The organism is Micromonospora sp. CB01531, assembly GCF_001905095.1.
Lineage (GTDB): Bacteria > Actinomycetota > Actinomycetes > Mycobacteriales > Micromonosporaceae > Micromonospora.
Genome location: NZ_LWLS01000125.1, coordinates 1 through 22,282, shown reverse-complemented (window position 1 = coordinate 22,282; position 22,282 = coordinate 1). Strand labels below are relative to the sequence as shown.

Sequence of the window (22,282 nt, the reverse complement as noted above, 5' to 3'; positions counted from 1 at the left end):
CAATCGTCACGGCGTGGGGGAAGCACATCGTCCATTGAGGCAACCATGACCTCCCCGTCCGGCGTCGACCCCCGAATCGCGGCCCTGGCCAAAGCGATCGGCATGGTCGACGGGGACGGCAACGTGAACCAGGACTGGTTCACCGACCCGATCAGTCGCCTACGCGACATGGTCACCAACCCGGTGCAGCGCCGCGCCCTGCTCGACCTGCTCGACCTCGCGCTGCCACCCGCACCCGGGCTCGGCCGGCCGGGGGAGTCCTGGCACCCGCTGTTCGAAAAGGACCCGTTCGGGCTCTACCTGACCGTCGCCGGTGACGTGCTCGGGCTCGCCGCCCGCGCCGGCACCGGCACCGGGGACCCGACCGCCGCCCTGGTCCTCACCCTGCCCCTGGTCGACGCCGCCGCCGGGCTGACCGTCGTCGCCGGCACCGCCGCCGGCCCGCTGGAGGTACGCCTCGACCTCGCCACCAGCGGCGTCGACGCCTCCGTGCTAGCCCGCGTCGCCCTCGACGGCGGCGGATCCGTCCGCATCGTGCTCCGCGACATCGACCTCGGCGACGGACAACCGCGCACCGTCGAGCTGGACCCGGCGGCGCTCGACGCCGGCGCCGCCCCGGTGCTGGTCGCCCTCGTCCGGGAAACCCTGGACCGCCTCGGCGTCGCCGACAACCCCGTCGTCACCCACCTGCCCGGCGTGCTCGGCCTGACCCCCGGCATGCCGGCGCTGCCATTCGCCCGCCTCGCCGGCGACCCGGCCGCCTTCCGCGACTGGATCGGCGCGCTCGCCGCCGACCCGGCCGTGCTGCGCACCTGGTTCGGTCACCTGGCCGGCCTGGCCGGCGCCGACCCCACCGTCACCGGCGACGGCACCGAAACGCGGCCGTACCGGGCCGTCCTGCTGGCCGTCCCCGACGGGCCCCGGCTGGTGCTCACCCTCGCCCGGTCCGGCGCGGGGGAGACCGGCCGGGTGCTGTTCGGACTGCGCGCCGAACTGACCGGCGACGCCGTCCGGCTCGACGCCGGCGCCACCCTCGCGGCGATCGCCACGGGCGGCACCGCCGCCGCCGTGATCCTGCCCGAGGCGGGCCTGCGCCTGTCCGCCGTGCCGCCGCTGCCCCCGTCGAGCACGGTCACCGTCGGCGAGATCAGCGCCGGGTTGCGGTGGCAGGGCAGCACCGTCCAACCGCACCTCGAACTGCACGAGGTGACCCTCGGCGCCGCCAGCTACCCGGTGCTGGACCTCTCCAGCGCCGACGCGGTGGAAGCAGCCGCCGCGACCGCGCTCGGCGACGCCTTGCACCAACTGCTCGGGCCCACCGGCCCCGGTCACGCGCTCGCCGCGCTGATCGGCCTCGTCCCCCCGACGACCGACCCCACCTCACCGCACCGGATCGTCATCGCCGACCTGGCCGCCGCGCCGACCCGCGCGATCGCCGCGTTCCACCGCGCGGTCCTCGACGACCCCGGCCGCTGGTCGGCGCTGCTGGCCGAACTGGCCGCCCTCGCCGGCCTCGACGCCGCCGTCACCGGCACCGGCACACCCATCGACCCGTGGCGGGTCCGCCTCGCCACCGCCGGCGCCGTCGGCGTGGACCTCGCCGCCTGGGACGAACCCCACCCGACCGACCCGCACGCGCACGGCCTGCGCGTCGGCTTCCACGCCGAGGCCGACACCGGCTGGGCGCAGTTCACCGCCCGCGCCGGGCTGCTCGGCTTCGACCTCACCGACGGCCCCACCGGTGCCACGCTGCTGCCCGGCATCACCGTCACCGCCGGCGCGGTCCCACCGGCCGTACGCACCCCCGGCGGCACCCGACTCGACGCCCAACGCGCCTGGCTACAGGCCGCCTGGGTGCCCGGGGCCGCGCCGCGCGTCGACGCGCACGTCGCCGGCCTGGTGGTACGCGCCGACGGCGAACGCCTCGGACCGGTCGACCTCACCGTGCCCGCCCCCGGCGGCTTCGACCCCACCGCACCCGACCTGGGCATCGGCGTACCCCCGGACGTCCTCGCCGCGTTGCTGCGCCTGCTCGTCGCGGAGGCCGCGCTGAGCTGGGGCGGCCCCCGCGCCGCCGTGGCGGCCGCGCTGCTCGGCCTGCACCGGCGGCTGCCCGGGCTGCCCGGCGACTGGCCGGTGCTGCTCGCCGGCCGCCCCGACGACGACCTTGCCGCCCTGCTGCGCGACCCGATGCCCGCCCTGCGCGAGCACTTGCGGCAGCTCACCACCGGGACCTCCAGCGACGGCACCCCGTTCGCGATGCCCGCGCTGCGCTGGCTCACCGCCGTCCTGAGCGGCGCCGACACCCTCGACCCGGCCCTCCTGCCGCCGCTGCCCGCCGGCTGGGGGAGCGAGGAGCACCCGTGGCGGCTGGCGCTGCCCGCCGACGACCGCGCCGAACTGCTCCTGTGGACCGGAGAAACCGGCCCGGGACCCGGCTGGGTCGACGCGTACGCCCGCGACCTCCTCGACACCGACACCGGCGCCGACCTCGTCGACCGGCTGCGGGCGACCGCCGCACCGCTACCCGCCGCCACCGCTGCCCTGCACGGCCTCGATCCGCAGGCCCTCGCCGACGCACTAGACGCGCTGGCCCGCTGGTGCGCCGACACCGACGGCGTCGTACCGCACTGGTCGCAGGTCGCGGTCGGCCCGACCTGGCAGGTGGAGGAGAGACTGACCTGCGCCCACCAGGACCTGCCCACCCACCCGGACGCCATCGACCAGATCCGCCGACGCCTCGACGCCACCGCACCGGCCGACGACCGGTGCGTCCTGCTCGTCTCCGCGCCGTTCGCCGACCACCGCAGCTGGGGCCCGCTGCTGGCCGCCATCGACCCGCAGCACGCCCCCGACGCCCACTTCCACCTGCGGATCCCCGACGTCGACCCGATGACCGTCGATCTTGCCGACACCCGGGCGGTCTCCCCGACGTACACCGTCGACCTCGCCGACCGCGACGCCGACCCGCTCGACCTGCTGGGACAGCTCGGCCGGGTCGTGGACCACGCCCGCGCCCTCACCGGCCACCCGCGCGTGCACCTCGTCGCCCACTCCACCGCCGGGGTCACCGCCCGCGCGTACGCCGCCGCCCACCCCGACCGGGTCGCCGGGATCATCACCCTCGGCACCCCGCACGCCGGCAGCCCACTCACCCCGCGCACCGACCCCGGCCAGGCCGACGCCGTCCGCGTCGCCGCGGCCCTCGCGCCCACCCGCCGAACCGCCCCGCTACGCGCGATCACGATCCTGGCCGACGCACCGGACCCGGCAGCCTTCACCGGCCTGCCCGGCGACCACGCCGACGCCGACACCCCCGGCTTCGCCGTCAACGCCGTCGCCGGGCCCACCCTGGTCCCACACCTGGCCGCCGCCGTCGCCGGCCAGCTGTACGACGTCGCCGGCCCGGACGACATACCGGCCCGCACCCTGGCCCTGGGCCTGGCCATACGACCCACCGTGCCGGACATGACCGCCCGGATCCGGATCCCCCTCGCCGAGGTGCTGCTCGACCCGACCGCCCCGACCGCGCCCCGCCGACGCCGGCTACAGGCCGAGGCATGGCTCGGCAGCCCCGACGGCTGGCTCGTCCCCGACCGAGTCCGCGCCGCCCGCATCGGGGTGACGATCACCAACGCCGGCAACGGCGGCCGCACGACCACCCCGATCGCCGACCTGTACGACGCCCGCCTCGGCGGCCCGACCGAGCCGCTCGTGCCGTTCGAGACCGCGATGCGACGGCTCGGCGACCGGGCCGCCCCGCTGCCGCTTCCCGCCCTGCCCACGCTCGTGGTGGACGCCCTGCGCGCCGCCGCGCTGGCGCCGGCCGGCGCGACCATGCTCGACCCCGACGCCCTGCGCCGGTTCGCCGCCGCCCCCGCCGCCACCCTCGCCGCGGCGGTGACCACCCTGGCCGACCTGCTGCTTCCCGCCGTCGGCCTGACCGGCCCCACCGGCGGGCCGTGGCACGCCGCCCTGCCGCAGTTCGGCACCGAACTGACCGTCACCGCCGGGCCGTGGACCGCCACCCTGACACCGGCCGGCACCCCACCACCGGTGGAACTGACCGGCACCCTCGCCCTCCCGTCCGGCGCCACCACAGCCGACGCCACCGCCCGCTGCGGTGCCCTGGTCGCACACTGGTCGGCGGCCACCGGCCGGCTCACCGCCCAGGTCCCCGGCTGGATCGACCCGATCACGCTGCTGCCCGCCCCCGCCACACCGGCCGTGCCACCCGGCGCCCCCGCCGCCCTGGCCTACGCGGCCCTCGACACGGTCGCCACCCTCGTCGCCGGTGCGTTGCTGCCCGACGGCCGGATGCTGCGCCCGCTCGGCCGGCTCCTGGCCGCCCCAGCCGCCTTCCTCACCGGCCGCGACGTCCTCGCCGGCCCGGGCGGCGACATCGACCCCGGCCGGATCAACGACCTGCTCACCGCGGCCGGCGACCTGCTCGGCCTCGACACCACCGACGGGCTCGCCCTGCCCGGCGGACTGACCGTGCACGCCGTCGCCGCCCCGACCCGGCTGATGCTCACCGCCACCATCGAGGTGGGCCCGGGGGAGAGCCTGCAGATCGGCGCCGGCATCGGCCTCGCCGGCCCGGACGCCGGGGCCCCGACCGGACAGCTGCGCCTCACCCGCGCGGTGCCCGGCGACTGGACGTCGGTGACCGTCACCGCCGGCGTGGACCGGCACGGGCTGGCCCTGTCCGTCACCCCCGCCGACGGCACCCCGATCACCCTGCTGCCGCAGGTCGACGGCGTCGGCGCCCTCGCCGGGGCGGCCACCCGGCTGCTGCCGCAGGTCCTCCAGGCCGTGGTCACCGCCGTCAAGGCCGGCGGACCGCCCGGACCGGTCCTCAACGCCGCGCTGGCGGTAGCCGCCGCCCTCGGCATCTACGGCGACGACGCCGACGGCTTCCTGCGCCCCGACCGGTCCGCCGAACTGGCCCGAATGCTGCAACCCGGATGGCTGGCGTCGCGGACCGCGTCCGCGTCCGACGTCGCCACCCTGATCGTCGACCTGCTCCAGGCGATCGACCTGCCCTTCGACACCGTCGAAGACCTCGGCCCGGCCATGCGCGCCACCGTCGGCCTCGCCGGCGGCAGCCTCGCCGTCACCGCCGGCTGGTCGACGGCCGGCACACCCACCCTGCTCGTCGAACTCGCCGGCATCGACCTCGGACCAGTGACCATCGAACAGGCCCGCCTCGGCTACGACGGCGACCTGCACGCCCACCTGCGGGCCGGACTGCGCCCACCCGCCCCGGTCGCGTACCTGCGGCCCAGCCTGGACGTCGGCGTGGACGTCGACCTCGCGCACGGGCAGGCCCGCTTCGCCGTCCGGGTCCTTCCCTTCGGCGCGGCCGAAGCCGCGGACGCGGCGATCACCCTCGCCCCCGTACCCGCCGTCGTGATGACCGACGACGGCGCGCTCGCGCTGGTGCAACGCTGGGCCGTCCCGCTCGTCGCGACCATCGTGCTCACCGCCTTCGCCGACGACCTGGACACCCCGTGGTGGGCGCACGGCCCCACCGCCCGGTCCGTGCTCACCACCGCCGGCGTCGTCACCACCGGACCCGACGGGCCCGAGGTCGCCGCCGACCCGCCGCCGCTGCCGCAGGTGGCGCTGCGCGCCCTGGCCGCGCTCGCCGACGGCCTGTCCGCGCGGCTGGCCGACCTGCGCGTCGCCCTCGTCACCGAGGGCGGCCGGTACGGGGTCCGGCTCACCGGCCGCCAACCGATCGACGCCGGCGACCTCACCGTCAGCCTCCGCTTCGGCGACACCGACTGGCTCACCGACCCCACCGCCGGCGTCACCGTCTGGCTGCTCGCCGACCCGCCCTCCGGCGACCTGCCCGAGCTGCGCCCGGCACTGCAACTCACCGGCCTCGGCGTGGTCCTCTCCGGCCGGGACACGCCGCTGCTGGACACCAGCCTGCGCATCCGCGCCCTCGGCGTGTTCGTCTTCGCCGCCGCCACATTCGTCGACACCCACGGCGCCCCGGCGCTGTCCGTCACCGACCTCGGCGCCGGCGCCCAGCTCGACGACGCCCACCTGGTGCTCTCCGCCGCCGACGCCGACTCCTTCGTCGCCCAACTCCTGCCGTCGGACGTGGACGCCCCCCTCGACCTCGCCGTCTCCTGGCGCGAGACGCAAGGGCTGCGTTTGCACCGGGCCGCCGCGGCCGGCGGCCTGGAACTGACCGTCCCGCTGGACGTGCGGGCCGCCATCTTCCAACTCACCGAAATGTGGCTGCGCCTGGGCATCGGCGCCGGCACCACCACCCTCGCGGCCGCAGTCAGCGGCAGAGCCGACCTCGGCCCGCTGCACCTCGTGGTCAAACGCGTCGGCGTCGAGGCCCGCTTCGGCGCCGCCGGGTCAGAGCTGGCGTTCCGGGCACCCGACGGCGCCGGCCTGTCCCTGGACGCCGGCGTCGTCTCCGGCGGCGGCTACCTCGCCCACGACGAGGCCCTGCACCAGTACTCCGGAGCCGTCCAACTCCAGTTCGCGGCGATCTCCCTCAAAGCCGTCGGCATCATCACCACCCGCGCCCCCGACGGATCGCCCGGCTTCTCCCTGCTGATCATCGTCGCCGCCGAGTTCACCCCGATCCAGCTCGGCTTCGGCTTCACCCTCATCGGCGTCGGCGGCCTGCTCGGCCTCAACCGCACCACCGACCTGCCCGCGCTACGCACCGGCGTCCGCGAGGGCACCCTCGGCTCGGTGCTGTTCCCCACCGACCTGGTCGCCAACGCCCCGAAGATCATCAGTGACCTCAACCGGGTGTTCCCACAGGCCCCCGGCCGGTTCCTCATCGGACCGATGGGCAAAATCGCCTGGGGCACCCCACCCATCGTCACGGCCACCCTCGGCGTCATCCTCGACCTGCCGGCACCCGTACGACTGATCATCATGGGCCGCGTCCGGATGGCACTGCCCGACGAACGCGACCCCGTCGTCGCCATCAACCTCGACGTCCTCGGCACCGTCGACTTCGACTGCGGCGAACTGTCCTTCGACGCGTCCCTGTTCGACTCCCGCGTCGCCGCCTTCGACATCACCGGCGACATGGCCCTGCGCGCCTCCTGGGGACGCAACCCGATGTTCGCCCTCGCCGCCGGCGGCTTCCACCCCCGATTCCGACCCCCACCCAACTTCCCAGCCCTGCGCCGGCTCGCCATCAGCCTCGCCACCGGCGACAACCCCCGCATCCGCCTGGAGTCCTACCTCGCGCTGACCGCCAACACCGCCCAGTTCGGCGCCCGGCTGGAGCTGTACGCGGAGGCGTCCGGCTTCAACATCCGCGGCTGGCTCGGCTTCGACGCCCTGTTCCAGTTCGAACCGTTCGCCTTCGAGGTCGACATCACCGGCGGCGTCCAGCTCCGCCACGGCTCCACCACACTGTTCGCCGTCACCGTCGAGCTGCACCTGTCCGGCCCCCGCCCCTGGCACGCCCACGGCCTGGCCACCTTCCACGTGCTCTTCGTCGACGCGTCCGTCGCCTTCGACCTCACCTTCGGCCGGCCCGACCCGCCACCCCTGCCCGCCCCGGCCGACGTCGCCGCCCTGCTGGAAACCGCCCTGGCCGACCTCCGCAGCTGGAGCGCCCAGCTGCCCACCGCCGACACCCTCGTCACCCTGCGGGAAATCACCCCCGGCCCCCGGGAACTGCTCGCCCACCCGCTCGGCACCCTGCAGTTCACCCAACGGGTCGTCCCGCTGGCCACCGACATCGACCGTTTCGGCACCGCCCGCCCCAAGGACGACACCCGCTTCAACGTGACCGTCACCGTCAACGGCACCACCGCCACCGCCGCGGCCACCCTGCAGGAGCAGTTCGCGCCCGGACAGTTCTTCGTCCTCACCGACGACGAACGGCTCAACCAGCCCTCCTTCCAACCCATGCCGGCCGGGCAGCGTCTCGCCGCCACCACCGCCGACCGCGACCGCTGGCAGGTCCGCGCGGCACCCCTGGACTACGAGGAGAAGGTGATGGACGCCCCCGACACCGCCAACCTCACCGCCCGAGCAGCCCGCCGCCCCCGGCTGCGCCGGCTCACCGGCGACGAACTGGCCGCGCAGGTGCCCCGCTCGCCGGCCGCCGCGTCCCCCGCGCGCCGCACCGGCGCCGGCCGCTTCACCGGCCCCAACCTCGGTCTGGGCGTGACCGAATGACCGACGGCCAGCTCGCCTTCCTCTCCTGGACCCGCCAGGCAATGCCCGCCGGCAAGGTCACCCTCGACCCCCTCACCGGCAACCTGCCCGTCGCCGCGCCCGTCGACCTCACCGTCGCCGTGAACGCCCGAGCCCCACTGCCACCGCTGACCGCCCGCCTCTACGGACCCGGCGACATCACCGGCCTCGACACCCGACAGATCATCCGCACCGACCCCCGGCCCGAGGACGACACCTTCCCACCACACCTGTTCCCCCTGGTGGAGTTCGACCGGCCCGACCTGCCCTGGCTGTTCACCCCAGCCACCCCCGCCGACCGCGACCGGCTGCGACCCTGGCTGGTCCTCGTCGTGGTCGAACGCGACCACGCCGAACTGCTCCCCGGCGGCGCGCTGCCGGCCCTCAAGACCCGCCTCGACCAACTGCCCGACCTCGCCGAGTCACACCTGTGGGCACACGCCCAGGTCGCCCTCGACGGCGCCCTCGACGACGCCCGCCTCGACCGGCTGCTCACCGGCGCCCCCGACCGGACGCTGTCCCGCCTGATCTGCCCCCGCCGCCTGCACCCCCGCCGCCCCTACCTGGCCTGCCTCGTCCCCGCCTTCGAACCGGGCCGCAAGACCGGCCTCGGCCTCGACCCCGACGACACCGACCGCACCACCCTGCGCCCGGCCTGGACCGCCGGCACCGGGGAGGCGCCGCTGCTGCCCGTCTACCACCACTGGTCCTTCGCCACCGGCGACAGCGGCAGCTTCGAAGCACTCGTCGCCCGGCTCCAAGGCCGCCCGCTGCCCCGCGACGTCGGCGTGCGCGACCTCGACGTCAGCCGGCCCGGCGGCGGCCTGCCCACCGTCGATCCCCGCCGGCCCGGCGCCGTCGTGGAACTCGAGGGCGCCCTGCGCTCACCGGCCACCATCACCGCACCCTGGGACCCGGCCACCCGCGCGGCGTTCGAAACCGCCCTGCGCCTCCGCATCGAACCGACCGACACCGACCAGGTCATCCCCCCGCTCTACGGCCTCCTGCACACCGGCCGGCGCGGCTTCACCGGCGACGCCGACCGGATCAACTGGCTGCGCCAGCTCAACCTGGACCCCCGCTACCGGGCGATCGCCGCCCTCGGCACCCGCGCCGTCCAGGACAACCAGGAAGACCTCGTCGCGGCCGCCTGGGAACAGGTGGCCGCCCTGCAGGAACTCAACCAGGCCCTGCGCAACGGCCAACTCGCCCGCACCGTCGACCAGGCCATCTACGACCGGCGGGTCGACGCCACCCGACCCGGACCGGCTCTGCCGGACGACCGGCTGCTGCAGATCACCGGCCCCGTGCACCAAGCCCTGGGCACCTCCGCCGCGCTGGCCCGCGGCCAGGCCGTACGCGCCACCGCCTCCGTCGCGTTCCGCAAGGTCACCCGCCCCGGCCGCCCGCTGGCCCGACTCGCCGGCACGACCGTCGCCCGCCCGATGACCCGGCTGGCCGCCCGCCAGGTCACCGTCAACCCACCGCTGGTCGCACCGCCCGGCATGGCCTCCCCGGACGCCCTGTCCACGGGCGAGTCGATGCGGGCACTCAAAAGCTCCCGGGTCACCCTGCCCCCCTGGATGGCGCCACCGACCGGACCGCTCGGCCAGCCGGTGCCCGCCGACCCACAGGCCGGACACCCCGGCGCGTTCATGCCCGGCCGGGTGTTCGTCACCACCACCGACGGACGGCTGATGTCTCGGGTCACCCAGGGCGCGTTCAGCGGCTGGCAGGACCACGGCACCCCACCCAACACCACCGCCGTCACCCCGCCCGCCGCCATCCGCGACCTACGCGTGTACGTGACCGGAGCCGACCGGCAGGTCTGGGAGCTGGCCTGGGACGGCGACTGCTGGGCCTGGCAGAGCCGCCCCCTGTCGAACGGGCTGCAAGTCATCGGCACCATCGCCCCGTGGACCACCTGGGCGGACTCCCGCCCGGTCGGCGGCGGCCTTGCCCGCACCGGCACGTACGACATGGTGTGGGTGGTGGCCACCGACGGCAAGCTCTACCAACTCAACAGCGGCGGCGGATGGAGCCCGCACGGCAACCCCGGCGACGAGCTCACCGACCACCCGGGCGTCCGGGTCACCGGCCGCCCCGGCAGCGTCGACGCCTGGTCGATCCTCGTCCCCGGCACCGACGGGTTCCTGTGGAGCCGGGCCATCAACCGCACCACCGGCGCCTGGCAGTGGACCCAGATCCGCGGCGGCACCGCCGCCAGCACCGCCCCGCTCGGCGGCGGCCAGCCCTTCGCCATCGGCGACTACCGCTTCGGCGTCGGCCGGTTCACCAACCAGCTGTGGCTCTACAGCCTGCAACTGTCCTTCCCACCCGCCTACCGGTGGACCCAGACCCGCACCGACCTCGGCGCCATCCTCGGGGTGCTGCCCGGGCAGGGCCTGCTGATCAGCACCACCAGCGGCGAGGTGCTGCTCGGCAACACCACCAACCCCCTCTTCGTGACCTGGTCGTCATACCTGCCACCGCCACCCGGCCACGTCGCCGGGCAGACCCTGCGCGGCGCCGTCCGCCCCGACGGCGTGATCGTGGTGGCCGTCAACGGCCACTACCTGGAAGGCACCCACAGCGGCTGGACCGACTCCGGCCCACCACTGACCCCCGGCGTGGGCGCGCCCAAGGCCACCCCACCCGAGCACCGGCGCTGGCGCCCCGTCCTCGGGCTGATGGGCAGCATGGTCGTCGCCCACGTCGACGCCGCCGCCGGCGGCGACCGCCTGTACGAACGCGTCGGCCCGGACCTCGGCTACGACGCCGAGGTACGCGGCGGCTGGAACCTGCTACCGGCCGTGCCCGAAACGATCGGCACCGACACCCAAGGCATGGGCATCGCCCTGACCGACATCCGCGGCCGCGGCGGCGAGGCACCCCGCCGGGACCTGGTCGCCCTCTGGATCCAGGACCACGCCGGCGGCAACTTCCCCACCTACCGGGTCGGCTTCGACCTCGGCGCCGGCGGCACCCCCACCTCCTGGTCACCGGTGAAGCGCTGCCCGACCCCGGTGGCCACCACCATCACCTCCGGCGGCGCCCTCAGCATCCAGGTGCGGGTCGCCGACACCGACATCGACGTCGCCGACCTCGACGGCGACGAACGCCCGGAACTGATCATGGCCTACGTCACCCAGGAGGCGACACCACGCGCGTTCTACCGCATCGGCTGGTGCCTGAACGCCGCAGGCGACGTCACCCAGGGGTGGAGCGAATCCCAGCCGCTGCCCGCCCCCGGCGCCCCCACCGTCGGCATCGGCGTCGCCGTCGCCGCCACCACCAACCGCCTCCGACCCGACCTCGTCGTGCTCTACGTGACCCGCGCCCCCGGCGGCGGCCTACAAGCCACCTACCGCATCGGATACGGGCTCAACGCCCGCGGCCGGGTCACCGGCGGGTGGAGCACACCGATCGCCGTCGGCGGCGGCCCGCTGCCCGCCGCCCTGCAGGGCGCGGCGCTCACCGTCGCCGACCTCACCGGCAACGAACGCCCCGACCTGGTCGTCCTGCTGCTGGAGAACGGACCCACCGACAACACCGGCTGGTACCGGGTGGGCCGGGACCTCAACCCCACCACCCGGGAAGCCCTGGCCTGGCTGCCGGACCAGCGGATCCCCGGCTGGTTCGGCTGGGAGAACCGGGGCGCCGGCATCGCCGTCGGCGACCTCGACCCGGACCTGATGAACCGCAAACGGCAGTTCGCCCAGGCGTTCCACGACGCAGCCCGGGAGCACCAAGCCGTCCTCGACGTCGCCCAGCGCCTCACCGCCACCGACGACGCGACCGTGCCACTGCAGACCGTCGCCGCCACCACCCGTACCGGCCTGGCCCCCGCCAACCGGGTCGAGCAACGGGTCGCCGCCCGGGTGCGCGGTATCGACCTGACCCGGGTCGCCGCCACCGACCGGCTCAACCCGGTGCTCGCCGCCCCCACCTTCGACGTGCCCGCGTACGAGTTGGTCCGCGACATCGCCCGGGAACACCTACTGCCCGGCGTCGAACGGATCCCCCCAGACACCGTGTCGCTGCTGCGCGCCACCCCCGCCTTCATCGAATCGTTCCTGGTCGGCCTCAACCACGAGATGGCCCGGGAACTGCTCTGGCGGGAGATGCCCGCCGACCGGACCGGCACCTTCTTCCGGCAGTTCTGGAACCGCGCCGACGGCGGCACCGACATCCCCCCAATCGACCGGTGGCAGCCCACCGCGCAGCTCGGCGCCTCCGCCGCAGGGGTCGGCGGCCCCGACATGGCGGTGCTGGTCATCCGCGGCGAACTGCTACGCCGACACCCGAACACCGTGGTCTCCGCCATCCGCGCCACATACGTCAACGGCCGCCGCACGCTCACCTCCACCACCCTCGCACCCGACTTCCACGGCTCCATCGACCCGGACATCCTGTTCTTCGGCTTCCCGTTCACCGTGGCCGAGGCCCGCGGCACCGCCGGCACCGACGCCGGCTGGTTCTTCGCCTTCCAGGAACACCCCACCGAGCCCCGCTTCGGCCTCGACGAACCGGGAGCCGCGCCGGCCTGGGGCCGCGCACCGACGGCGTGGAACCACCTCGACTGGGCCGCCGTCGTGCCGAACCAGGCCGCCCTGGACAGCCTCACCCACGCGCCGCTGACCCTGCCCTTCCCTGCCGACACCACCCTGCCCGTCCGCGACGACCGGCCCAACGCCGACAGCTTCCGCTGGGCCGAAAACTCCGCCCACACCGCCCACATCACCCTGCAGCGGCCGGTCCTGTTCGCCATCCACGCCACCGACCTGCTGCCGCACACCACAGGGCAGTGGCACATCACCCACGTCGTGCGGGTCCGGCACAGCATCGCCGCGGTGGCCGGAAAGCACCCGGACGGCCGCTGGTGGCGGCTCGGCCTCGCCGAGGCGATCGCCGCCGTACGCCTACGCGAACGACTGTTCGTCCAGCCACCCGGCGGCCCGCCGGCCGAGGTGGTCGTGGTCCGCGGCCGAGGCGGCCGCGAATACCTACGCACCCGGGCCGGCGGCGGCCTCGGAGACAACCTGCACGCCCTGCCCAACCTGCCGAAGGATGCCGATGTCTGACCCGCTGCCCGCCACCCCCGGACAGTGGCGCATCACCCACGTGGTCAGGGTCGAGCACAACGTCACCGCCGTGGCCGGCCAGTACCCGGACGGCCGCTGGTGGCGCCTCAGCGAGGCCGACGCCGTCGCCGCCGTACGCCGCGGCGACCGCCTCTACGTCCAGCAACCCGGCAGCCCACCGGCCGAAGTGGTCGTGGTCCGCGGCGCCGGCGGCCGCGAGTACCTACGTACCCGCGCCGGCGGCGGCACCAGCGACAACCTGCCCAGCCTGCCCCGGTACGCCCTGTCCGAGCTGCTGTCCCACGACACCGCCCACCCGTTCGCGCTGCTGCCGGTGCGCATCGAAACCCGCTTCGCCGGCACCGACCTGCGGGTGCGCGTCTTCCCCGACCAGATCCACGTCGACACCCACGAACCCGAACTGACCGCCGACGAGGTGGCCGCCGGCCACCGCTACTGGACGGCGGTCTGGCACGCCGGCACCGACCCCACCGCCCAGGCCGCCGCCTGGGACGACCTGCTCACCCGGCTGCCCGCCGAACGCGCCGCCTGGGTCGCCCGCTGCCTGGAACCCCTCAACCCCGGCGACCGCCCCACCACCACCGTCCCACCCACCACCGACCTCAACCCGGCCCCCCGATTCCCCACCCCGGCCAGCCGCACCGACACCTGGACCCGGGCACCCCGCGCCGCCGCGCTGCCGGACCGCTGGCACGTCGTCGCCATCGTCGACGGACCACCCGCCCTGCGCCTCGCCGCGACCAGCGCACCCGTGCGCAAACCGCTGGCCATCGCCCCCGGCCGCGGCTTCCACCCCGGCACCCTCACCCCGGACACCCTCCCCGTCGACGCCGCCACCCGCTGGCTGGTCGACTACGAAGAAGCCCGCGCCGCCGGCATGGCCGTCACCCTCTCCCTCGCCGCCCACCCCGAGCTACTCACCCGCGGCATCGACCGACTGCTCGTCTACGGCGTCCGGGAGAACCCCGACCCGCAGGCCGCCGCCCGCGAACTGGCCGACCTGCTGGAGACCCACCAGCACACCCACGGCCTCACCTACGTCCCCCAGGGCACCCCCACCAACCAAACCGCCACCGCCACCCGAGTCCCCGGCCGACGCAGCCCCGAACGCGCCGCCGCGCAGCGCGTCACCGACACCGACCGAGCGCCCACCGACCCCCAGGCCAACGCCGCCGTCCTCGCCGCCGCGCTCGGCCTCGCCGTCGACTCCACCGACCCGCGCCCCGGCCCGACCCGCCGACCCGGCCCACCCGGACGCCCGCTGGCCCTGGCCCGCGCCGTCGACGCCACCCGCGACGAACAGGCCCAGGCCCGCGCCATGAACACCCTGCTCTGGCCGGCCACCTGGGGCGGCTTCCTCTGGCAGCAGATGCACCCCATGTTCACCGACGCCGCCATCACCACCGGGCGACGGCACTTCCAGGCCTACGTCCGCGCCAGCGGCCCACTACCGGCCGTCCGCGTCGGCGACCAGCCCTACGGCATCCTCCCGATCACCCCACTGGCCGCCTGGCGACCCACCGAAACCCCGGACCTCGACCCACCCGGCATACCACCGTCCGTGGTGGACTTCCTCGGCCGGCTGCGCCGCGACGTCTGGCGACCCGCGCTGACCGCCCTGCCACACGTCGCCGGACACGGCCCCGACCCACAGGAAACCGTGCTGCGAATCCTCGGCATGGCCCCCACCGCCCAGCAGATCTACGGCCGCAGCCTGCTCGGCATGGAGTACTTCGCCAACCTGTGGCGCTTCGCCGACCTCAACCTCGACGAGAACTGGCGCGCCCAGCTGCGCGACAGCGCCGACGCGCTACGCGCCCGACTCGGCCTGCCCGGCTGGAACCCCCGCGTCGGCCAAGCCGTGTTCGCCACCAACTCGTTCCCCATCGACGCCCCGACCGTCGCCGCCGCCACCGGCCCCACCGCCGCCCAATACCTCACCGACATCGCCACCGCCACCCCGGAAGCCCTGCAGGCCCGCCGCGAGACCGTCCCCGCCGGCCAGACCCCGCTGCTCTACCGGCTGGCCCGCCACGCCATGCTCACCGAGTACGCGATGGCCGCCGCCCGCGTCCTGAACCGGCAAACCCCACCACCGCCGGCCGGCGAACACCTCGACCCCGAACTGTCCGGGATCCTCCCCGGCCGCACCACGGTCACCCTCTGGGAACGGCTCACCCGCACCGTACGAACCCCGTCCGGGGCCACCCGCACCCTCACCAACTACCTGATGAACCCCGAACCCGGCGACCCCGCCACCACCGCCCTGGCGGACCTGCGCACCGCCCTCACCCAACTGGCCGCCCTGCCGCCGGACACCCTCGACCGGCTGGTCCGCGAGACCCTGCCGCTCGCCTCCCACCGCCTCGACGCCTGGCTCACCTCCCTCGCCACCCGCCGACTGCGCTGGATGCGCAGCCGCAACGCCGCCGCCGCGAGCGGCATCCACCTCGGCGCATACGCCTGGGTGGAGAACCTGCGCCCCCGCCCAACCCGCAAGGAGGCCCTGCCCCGCCCAGCCGGCGAGGACCAGCAGCCGCTCTACCGCCAGCCCGACAACGCCGGCTTCATCCACGCCCCCTCCATCGGCCAGGCCACCACTGCCGCCGTCCTCCGCGCCGCCCACCGCGCCCACGCCACCACCGCCGGCGGCCCCCTCGCCGTCGACCTCCCATCCCGCCGGGTACGCCTCGCCGCCTGGCTCCTCGACGGCCTACGACAGGGCCAGCCGCTCGGCGCGCTGCTCGGCTACCGCTTCGAACGGGCCCTGCAGGAACACCCGGTCGGCACCCTCGCCGCCTACCTCGACGACTTCCGAGCCCTCGCGCCGGTCCGCGGCACCCGGGTCGCCGCCGGGGAACCACCCCAAGAAGCGGTGGCCGCCACCGATGTGGTCGACGGCCTCGCCCTGCACCGCCTGTGGCGCTCCGGACGGCTCGACCTCGACACGCTCGGCCTCGACGCCCGCCACCCCGCCGAACGCGACGCCGCGCAGCAGGTGCTGCGCCACCTCGACGACGCCGTCGACGCCCTCGCCGACGCCCTGCTCGCCGAATCCGTCCACCACGCCGTCCAAGGCCAGCCGCTGCGCGCCGCAGCGACCCTCGACGCCACCTCGGGCGGCGATTCCCCGGCACCCGAACTCGAGGGAGTACGCACCCCGCGCACCGGCACCGCCGTCACCCACCGCGTCGTCGTCGCCCTCGGCGACCCCACCCCGGCACCCGGCTGGCCGGTCGACGCCACCCAGACCCGGCAGGCCGCCGAACCGCGCCTCGACGCCTGGCTGAGCCGCCTATTGCCCACCCCCGACCGGGTCCGCTGCCGCGTCCGCGTCGATCAACCCGACGGCAGCTACCTACACCGCCTGGTGGACCTGGCCCCACTGCAGCTGTCCGCACTGGACTACGTGCTCATGCCCGAAGGCACCGGGCAGGGCCAGCCGACCGAACTGGAGCAGCACCTCATCGCCACACTCCACGCCCGCCCCGAGGTCGGCCCCCGCGCCGGACTCACCTTCGACTACGCCCGCGACCCACGCTGGACCCCCGACGCGGTCACCGTCCCCGAGTTCCTCGAAGCGGTCCGCGCCGCCCGTGCGCTGGTCACCTCCGCCCGAGCCCTCGAACCACGGGACCTCACCGTCCCCGAAGCCCCCGCCGCACCCGTCCCCACCGACCAGGACCTGGCCGACCGGGCGGCCGGCGCACTGCTCGCCCTGAACCGCGCCGCCGCGGCCCTCACCGACCCGGCCAGGCAGCACGAGGGGCTGCGCCGGGCCACCGCGCTCGGCGTCCCGTTCGCCGTACCCCCGGCACCCGACGACACCGCCGAGGCCGCCGCCACGCTCACCCGTCAGACCACCTCCGCCCTCGCCGAGGTGACCCGCCGCCGAGACCTCGCGACCGCCGCCACCACCGACCGGGACCGGATGACCGCCGTGTTCGGGGAGAACTTCCCGATCATCACCGCGTTCACCACCACCGACCCCGACGCGGTCAACCCACCACCGGCCGCCAGCACCGCACTGCTCGGCGGCGACCCGTTCGCCGCGGTCACCTGGGCCACCCGCACCGCACGCGTCCGCCCCGGCGTCCAGCGACTCGTCGCCACCCTGTCCTACGCCGACGCCCTGCAGACCGGCGACGCATTCACCCTCGCCGTCGCCCAGCGACCCACCGCCGACCACGACCGCTGGCTGGGCCTACGCGCCGCGGCCGGCACCCCACCCGGCAGCCGGATCTCCCTCGTCGTACACGCCGCACCACAGGCCCGCTCCGGCCCCACCGCCGGCCTGGTCGTCGACGAGTGGACCGAGGTGATCCCCAACGCCCAGGAAACCACCGCCGTCGCCTACCACTTCGACACCCCCGGCGCCAGCGCCCCGCAGGCAGTACTGCTCGCCGTGCCCCCGGACGCCCGCGGCACCTGGAGCAACGAACTGATCGAGCAGACCCTGCTCGAAGCCATGGACCTCGCCCGGCTGCGCCTCGTCGACTTCGAGGCGCTGCATCCGATCGACCCCGACGCGCTCACCGACATCGGCCAGTTCCTGCCCGCCGCGTACTTCGCGCTCAACATCAAAGGGGACGTCGTGTCCACCAACTTCACCGAGGGGAAGTGACCCGTGCCCTCCATCACCAGCTGGACCCGACTGGAGCCGAGAGCACGCGGCACCGACATGCGACCCTCCCTCGAGGCGCGAGTACACGACCCGCTCTGGCTGCTCGGCCGCCAGTGGCAGATCGGCGAGTTCCAGGGGGAGGACGCCGGCACCCCGATCGCAGCCCGGCTACGCGGCCGCGCGGACCGGCTCACCGCCTGGCGACCCGGCCCGGACCCCGACCAGCCCGAGCAGCCGTACGACGGCAGCCTCCCACTGGAGGCACTGGTCGAACGGGAAACCCCCGCCCCCGACGCCCGCCTCGCCGCCGAGACCGGCCAGCACCTGCTGCGCCTGCTCACCGCCGCAGGCCTAACCCACTACCGCAGCCCGCTCTGCGCCGCGTACCCGATCCCCACGCCAGCCGCGGAAACCGACCCGGACAGCTTCCGCTACCTCACCCTGATGACCGGCCGCGCTCCCGACGGCGACCAGGCTGCCGCCGCCCTGCGCGGGCCCCTTGCGGCCGGCACCCTGCCCGCCGCGCTGCCCGTCGACCCCGCCGACCGCGCCGCCTTCCGCGCCGCCGCCACCACCTGGCTGACCTGGTACGACACCCTCGTCACCCGCCCCGGCGACGACCAGCGCACCTGGCAGCCCGCCCGCCAGGAATACGGATTCGCCGTATCCGCCCGCAGCGACGGCACCCCGGTCACCCTGGAGGCTGCCGAATACACCGACGGCAACCTCGACTGGTATAGCTTCTCTCTCCGGCCCGGCCGATCCACCCCCGACGAGTCCGGAGAGGACGTCGTCGCCACCGCGCTCGCCGCACCCGTCACCTACCCCGGCATGCCCGCCCGCCGCTGGTGGCAGTTCGAGGACAGCCGGGTCGACTTCGGCGGCATCGAAGCCGCGCCGGAGGACCTCGGCCGGATGCTGCTGGCCGAGTTCGCCACCGTCTACGGCAACGACTGGTACCTGCTCCCGGTCGACCTGCCCGTGGGTTCCCTGACCGCCGTGCACTCCCTCGTCGTCATCGACACCTTCGGCGAACGCACCCTCGTCGACCGGATACGCGACCCCGAATGGTCGATGTTCGAACTCTCCCACCACGACGCCGGGCCGGGCGACGAGCGCCGCGCCGACCGGCTGTTCCTGCCGCCTGCCCTCGGCACCTCGCTCGAGGGCGAACCGGTCGAGGAGGTGCTGCTCACCCGGGACGAACAGGCCAACCTCGCCTGGGCGATCGAACGCTTCGTAGAGGGCGTGGCCGGCGGCCGGATCGACCGCTTCACGCAGTGGCAGGCGCGCCGCGCCGCCAAGGCGCCCGACCACGAACCCAGCCCGGACGACCCGCTCGCCTACCGGCTGATGACCGAGGTGCCCGACCACTGGATCCCGCTGCTCCCGTACGAACTTGCACCCGGCCGGATCGAACTGCGCCGCGGCGCGGTCCGCCGGCCGACCCCCGACGGCGAGATGCCGGTCGAGCCGCAGGGCCGGCTGCTGCTGCCCGGCCAGCCGCTGAGCCTGCACGAGGAGGAGGTGCCCCGTGAAGGCGCAACGGTCACCCGCAGCTGGCAGTACGCCCGCTGGACGGACGGCTCCTCCCACCTGTGGCTGGGCCGGCGGAAACGGCCAGGGCGGGGGGAGAGCTCCAGCGGCCTGATGTTCGACCGGCTGGTCGCCGTCGACCGGACGACCGACTGACGACAAAGGGGGCCGCAGGCGCTCAGCCACCGGACTCAGGTGCCGGCCCAGCGGAGCTTCGGACGATCGGCGTACGTCGGTCGTCGCCGCCGGGGGCTGTCCTGCCGATCTTGTAGCGGTCGGTCGTTGACGATGTCGCTTGCCGCGGCTTCGGTGTCGAGGTCGTCATTGCCGCTCGTGTAATGGCGCCGCTGCGCAAGGTATGCGGCAGCCGCGGCACGCTGCGCTCGCTTCCCCGGTAGCCGCAGTCGCGCAGCTCCGTGGTGAGCCTGGCGGCGTTCGGGCCCCTGCTGCCAGCCGTCGGCGAGGTGGCTGGACACGCTGGTGAAGCCGAGCGTCGAGACGAAGCGGAAGTACCGGGAGCGGCTGGAGAAGCACGTCTTCCCGGTGTTGGGCGACAAGCCGATCGCCAGCATCACCCGGCGGATGATGCGCGAGTGGCAGACGGGCCTGTTCGACGCCGGGCTCTCACGCAAGACGATCGCCAACATCCGGGGCGAGTCGGTGTTCCCGATCTTCCGCGCCTCGTGCCTGCCAGGCGAGGACGAGGAGCTGCCGCTGCGGACCTACAACCCGCTGAAGGGCCTGGCGCTGCCCGACGGCGTGAAGTACGAGCGGGACATCCTGGAGACGCCCGACGACGCTGCGCTGTTCCTCACCGCGGCGTACGAGGTCGACCCGGAGGCCGCCGACCTGCTCCTGACGAAGCTGGCCACCGGCCTGCGCTGGGGCGAGGTCGCCGCCCTGACCGCCGGGTCGGTCCGGGCGCACCTCGGCACCGTCGAGGTGCGGCAGGTCCTGCGGAAGGTCAACCGGCAGTGGGTCGTCGAGCCGAAGCCGAAGACCAAGAAGGGCTACCGGTCCGTGCCGGTGCACCCGCTGGTCATGGAGATGGTGAAGAGGCGCGCGGCGGCCGGCACGAAGTTCCTGTTCGTCGCGCCGCGCGGCAACCACTGGCGGTACGAGGATTTCTACGACTGGCGGTGGGTGAAGATCCGCAGCTTGGCCGAGTCGCGGGGCCTGCGCGGGCACATCACGATGCACGGGCTGCGGCACTCGCTGCTGACCCTGCTGGCCGCCGAGGGTCTGGAGCTGGCCGGCCTGACGCACCTCGCCGGCCACGCCCAGGTGGCCACCACGATGGACGGGTATGTGCACAACACGACGGCGCACCACGAGCCGGTCCGGCGGATCGTCGGCGGGTTCCTCGCCGCCGGCATCCGACGCCGGCGAGGAGCAGCGCGCCGCTGGCATCATCCGTGCCGGCGAGATCCGCGGTCGGATCCACCGTTCCTCGAGGGAAACGGCGGCGGGGTACGGCGCCAGCACGAGCGATGGTCACCAACAACCACTGTCATGACCAAAACGTGACCAAGTGCCACCAGGTTCGGATCCCGCCGTCCCGATCAAGGCCGGAGGTCATTTCCGATCGCTGGGTACGACCGCCCGTTGTTGAACGGCAGTTCAGGCAAGGCACCGGCCGTGCGGCAGGACGCCGAGCACTTGCTGCTGCGCGCCGCCTCGGCCGCTTGCACCGAGGTGGCCCACCACGCAACCGGCGCCTGTCGATACGGCGTAGACGATGGCGTGCCGGGGTGCCGGATCCGCTGGCCCGGCTGGTCGAACAACAACGTCGGTGAAGCCGGCGGCGGTGAGTGTCTCGCGGGTCTGGTCGACGGTCTGCTCGGGGTTGTCCGCGGTTGGAAACAGCCGCTGGCGGGCCTGTTTTGCCATGCATTCCTCGGTGACCGGTTGGGGGCAGTCAGACGTCATCCGGTCGATTGCTGCGCCGACGGCCTCGGCAGCGGCCTCCGCCTCAGCTCGCTGTCTTGGGGTGAGTTTGCTGCGGCGAAGCTCGTCGTCCACCACTCGCTGGCAGTAGGTGGGATCGCCGTCCTGAGCGGCCGGAGCAGCCCGAACGCAGAGGGTGGCCGAACCGGACGTGTCGGGGGTGGCGGTGGATCCGGTGCGCGGCGCCGAGGACGGTGGCCCGCAAGCAGTGAGCGTCAGGGCGGCAAGCGCAAGCCCGACCAGCGCCGCCTGAGAGGAAACGATGACTCGAGCATGCGCCTGCACTACCGCAGCATAGCCCGGGGAGCGGTTGGCGGGATGGATGCGCACTCCAAGGCGGGCGTGACGCTCAGGAAAGGAGTGGGGAATCGTCCCTTGTGGGGGGACGGCAGCGGCGTCCAAGGCCGTCGCCTTGCTGAGCGGGGGTGCGGTGTCGGATTGGCGACAGATCATTTCCCTGACCCGCTGCATCGTTGATCCTCGATGTAAGCGTGCCTGTGGATCCAGCACGCCAACGGGGGATCGACGTCGACCGCGTGTATCTGCGCGTGCTTACTCTTCGGTGGCTCCCCGTGGCCAAGCGCGGCCCACCAGGCCAGGTGATGTGGATCGTCCACATTGGCAGACGGGGAGAGCAGATGACAAAGACTCGACGATGGTGGGTAGCCGCCGTGGCAGCAACAGTCGCCTCGGCGGTGATCGTGGCACCGCGTGCCGCGCAGGCAGCAGAGCCGGAGCCGGTGCGGACCACCATCACCACAACCGCCACGCAGTTAGGGGCAGGTGAGGTAGCGGGCTTCACGAAAACGCCGGCCGCGGAGATACCGGCCACGCCGCCTAACCTCGGTCTTTCATTTGGGCGGCGGTTCATAGC

Annotated in this window: 6 protein-coding genes and 1 pseudogene; 6 read left to right on the top strand and 1 reads right to left on the bottom strand. The window is 74.4% G+C overall.

Features of this window, described 5'->3' with window-relative positions:
• Nucleotides 1-45: 45 nt before the first annotated feature.
• The 5 genes from A6A27_RS47000 to A6A27_RS37620 all read left to right on the top strand — a co-directional run bounded on the left by A6A27_RS47000 (nucleotide 46) and on the right by A6A27_RS37620 (nucleotide 20,988).
• Nucleotides 46-8,178 (top strand): alpha/beta hydrolase, encoded by an 8,133-nt coding sequence (locus A6A27_RS47000; RefSeq protein ID WP_073839436.1) that lies wholly within the window; start codon nucleotides 46-48, stop codon nucleotides 8,176-8,178.
• Entirely contained in the window at nucleotides 8,175-13,280 is a 5,106-nt protein-coding gene (locus A6A27_RS37635; protein WP_073839435.1) for a DUF3892 domain-containing protein, read from the top strand. Before A6A27_RS47000 ends, A6A27_RS37635 begins: the two co-directional genes overlap by 4 nt.
• A complete protein-coding gene (locus A6A27_RS46995; protein WP_073839434.1) occupies nucleotides 13,273-17,925 on the top strand; it encodes a DUF3892 domain-containing protein in 4,653 nt (1,550 codons plus the stop codon). Before A6A27_RS37635 ends, A6A27_RS46995 begins: the two co-directional genes overlap by 8 nt.
• Nucleotides 17,926-17,928: 3 nt before the next feature.
• Nucleotides 17,929-19,617 (top strand): hypothetical protein, encoded by a 1,689-nt coding sequence (locus tag A6A27_RS37625; RefSeq protein WP_073839433.1) that lies wholly within the window; start codon nucleotides 17,929-17,931, stop codon nucleotides 19,615-19,617.
• A 324-nt stretch (nucleotides 19,618-19,941) separates the two neighbouring features.
• Nucleotides 19,942-20,988, top strand: a complete 1,047-nt coding sequence (locus A6A27_RS37620) for a tyrosine-type recombinase/integrase (RefSeq protein WP_073839432.1) — start codon at nucleotides 19,942-19,944, stop codon at nucleotides 20,986-20,988.
• 93 nt (nucleotides 20,989-21,081) lie between these two features.
• On the opposite strand, the gene A6A27_RS37615 is transcribed toward A6A27_RS37620, so the two are convergent.
• The gene (locus A6A27_RS37615) at nucleotides 21,082-21,693 is read right to left on the bottom strand and encodes a hypothetical protein (RefSeq protein ID WP_143194388.1); all 612 of its coding nucleotides are present in this window, start codon (nucleotides 21,691-21,693) and stop codon (nucleotides 21,082-21,084) included.
• A gap of 353 nt (nucleotides 21,694-22,046) precedes the next feature.
• On the opposite strand from A6A27_RS37615, the pseudogene A6A27_RS45575 reads away from it, so the two are divergent.
• Nucleotides 22,047-22,282, top strand: a pseudogene (locus A6A27_RS45575) (hypothetical protein); the annotation flags it as partial.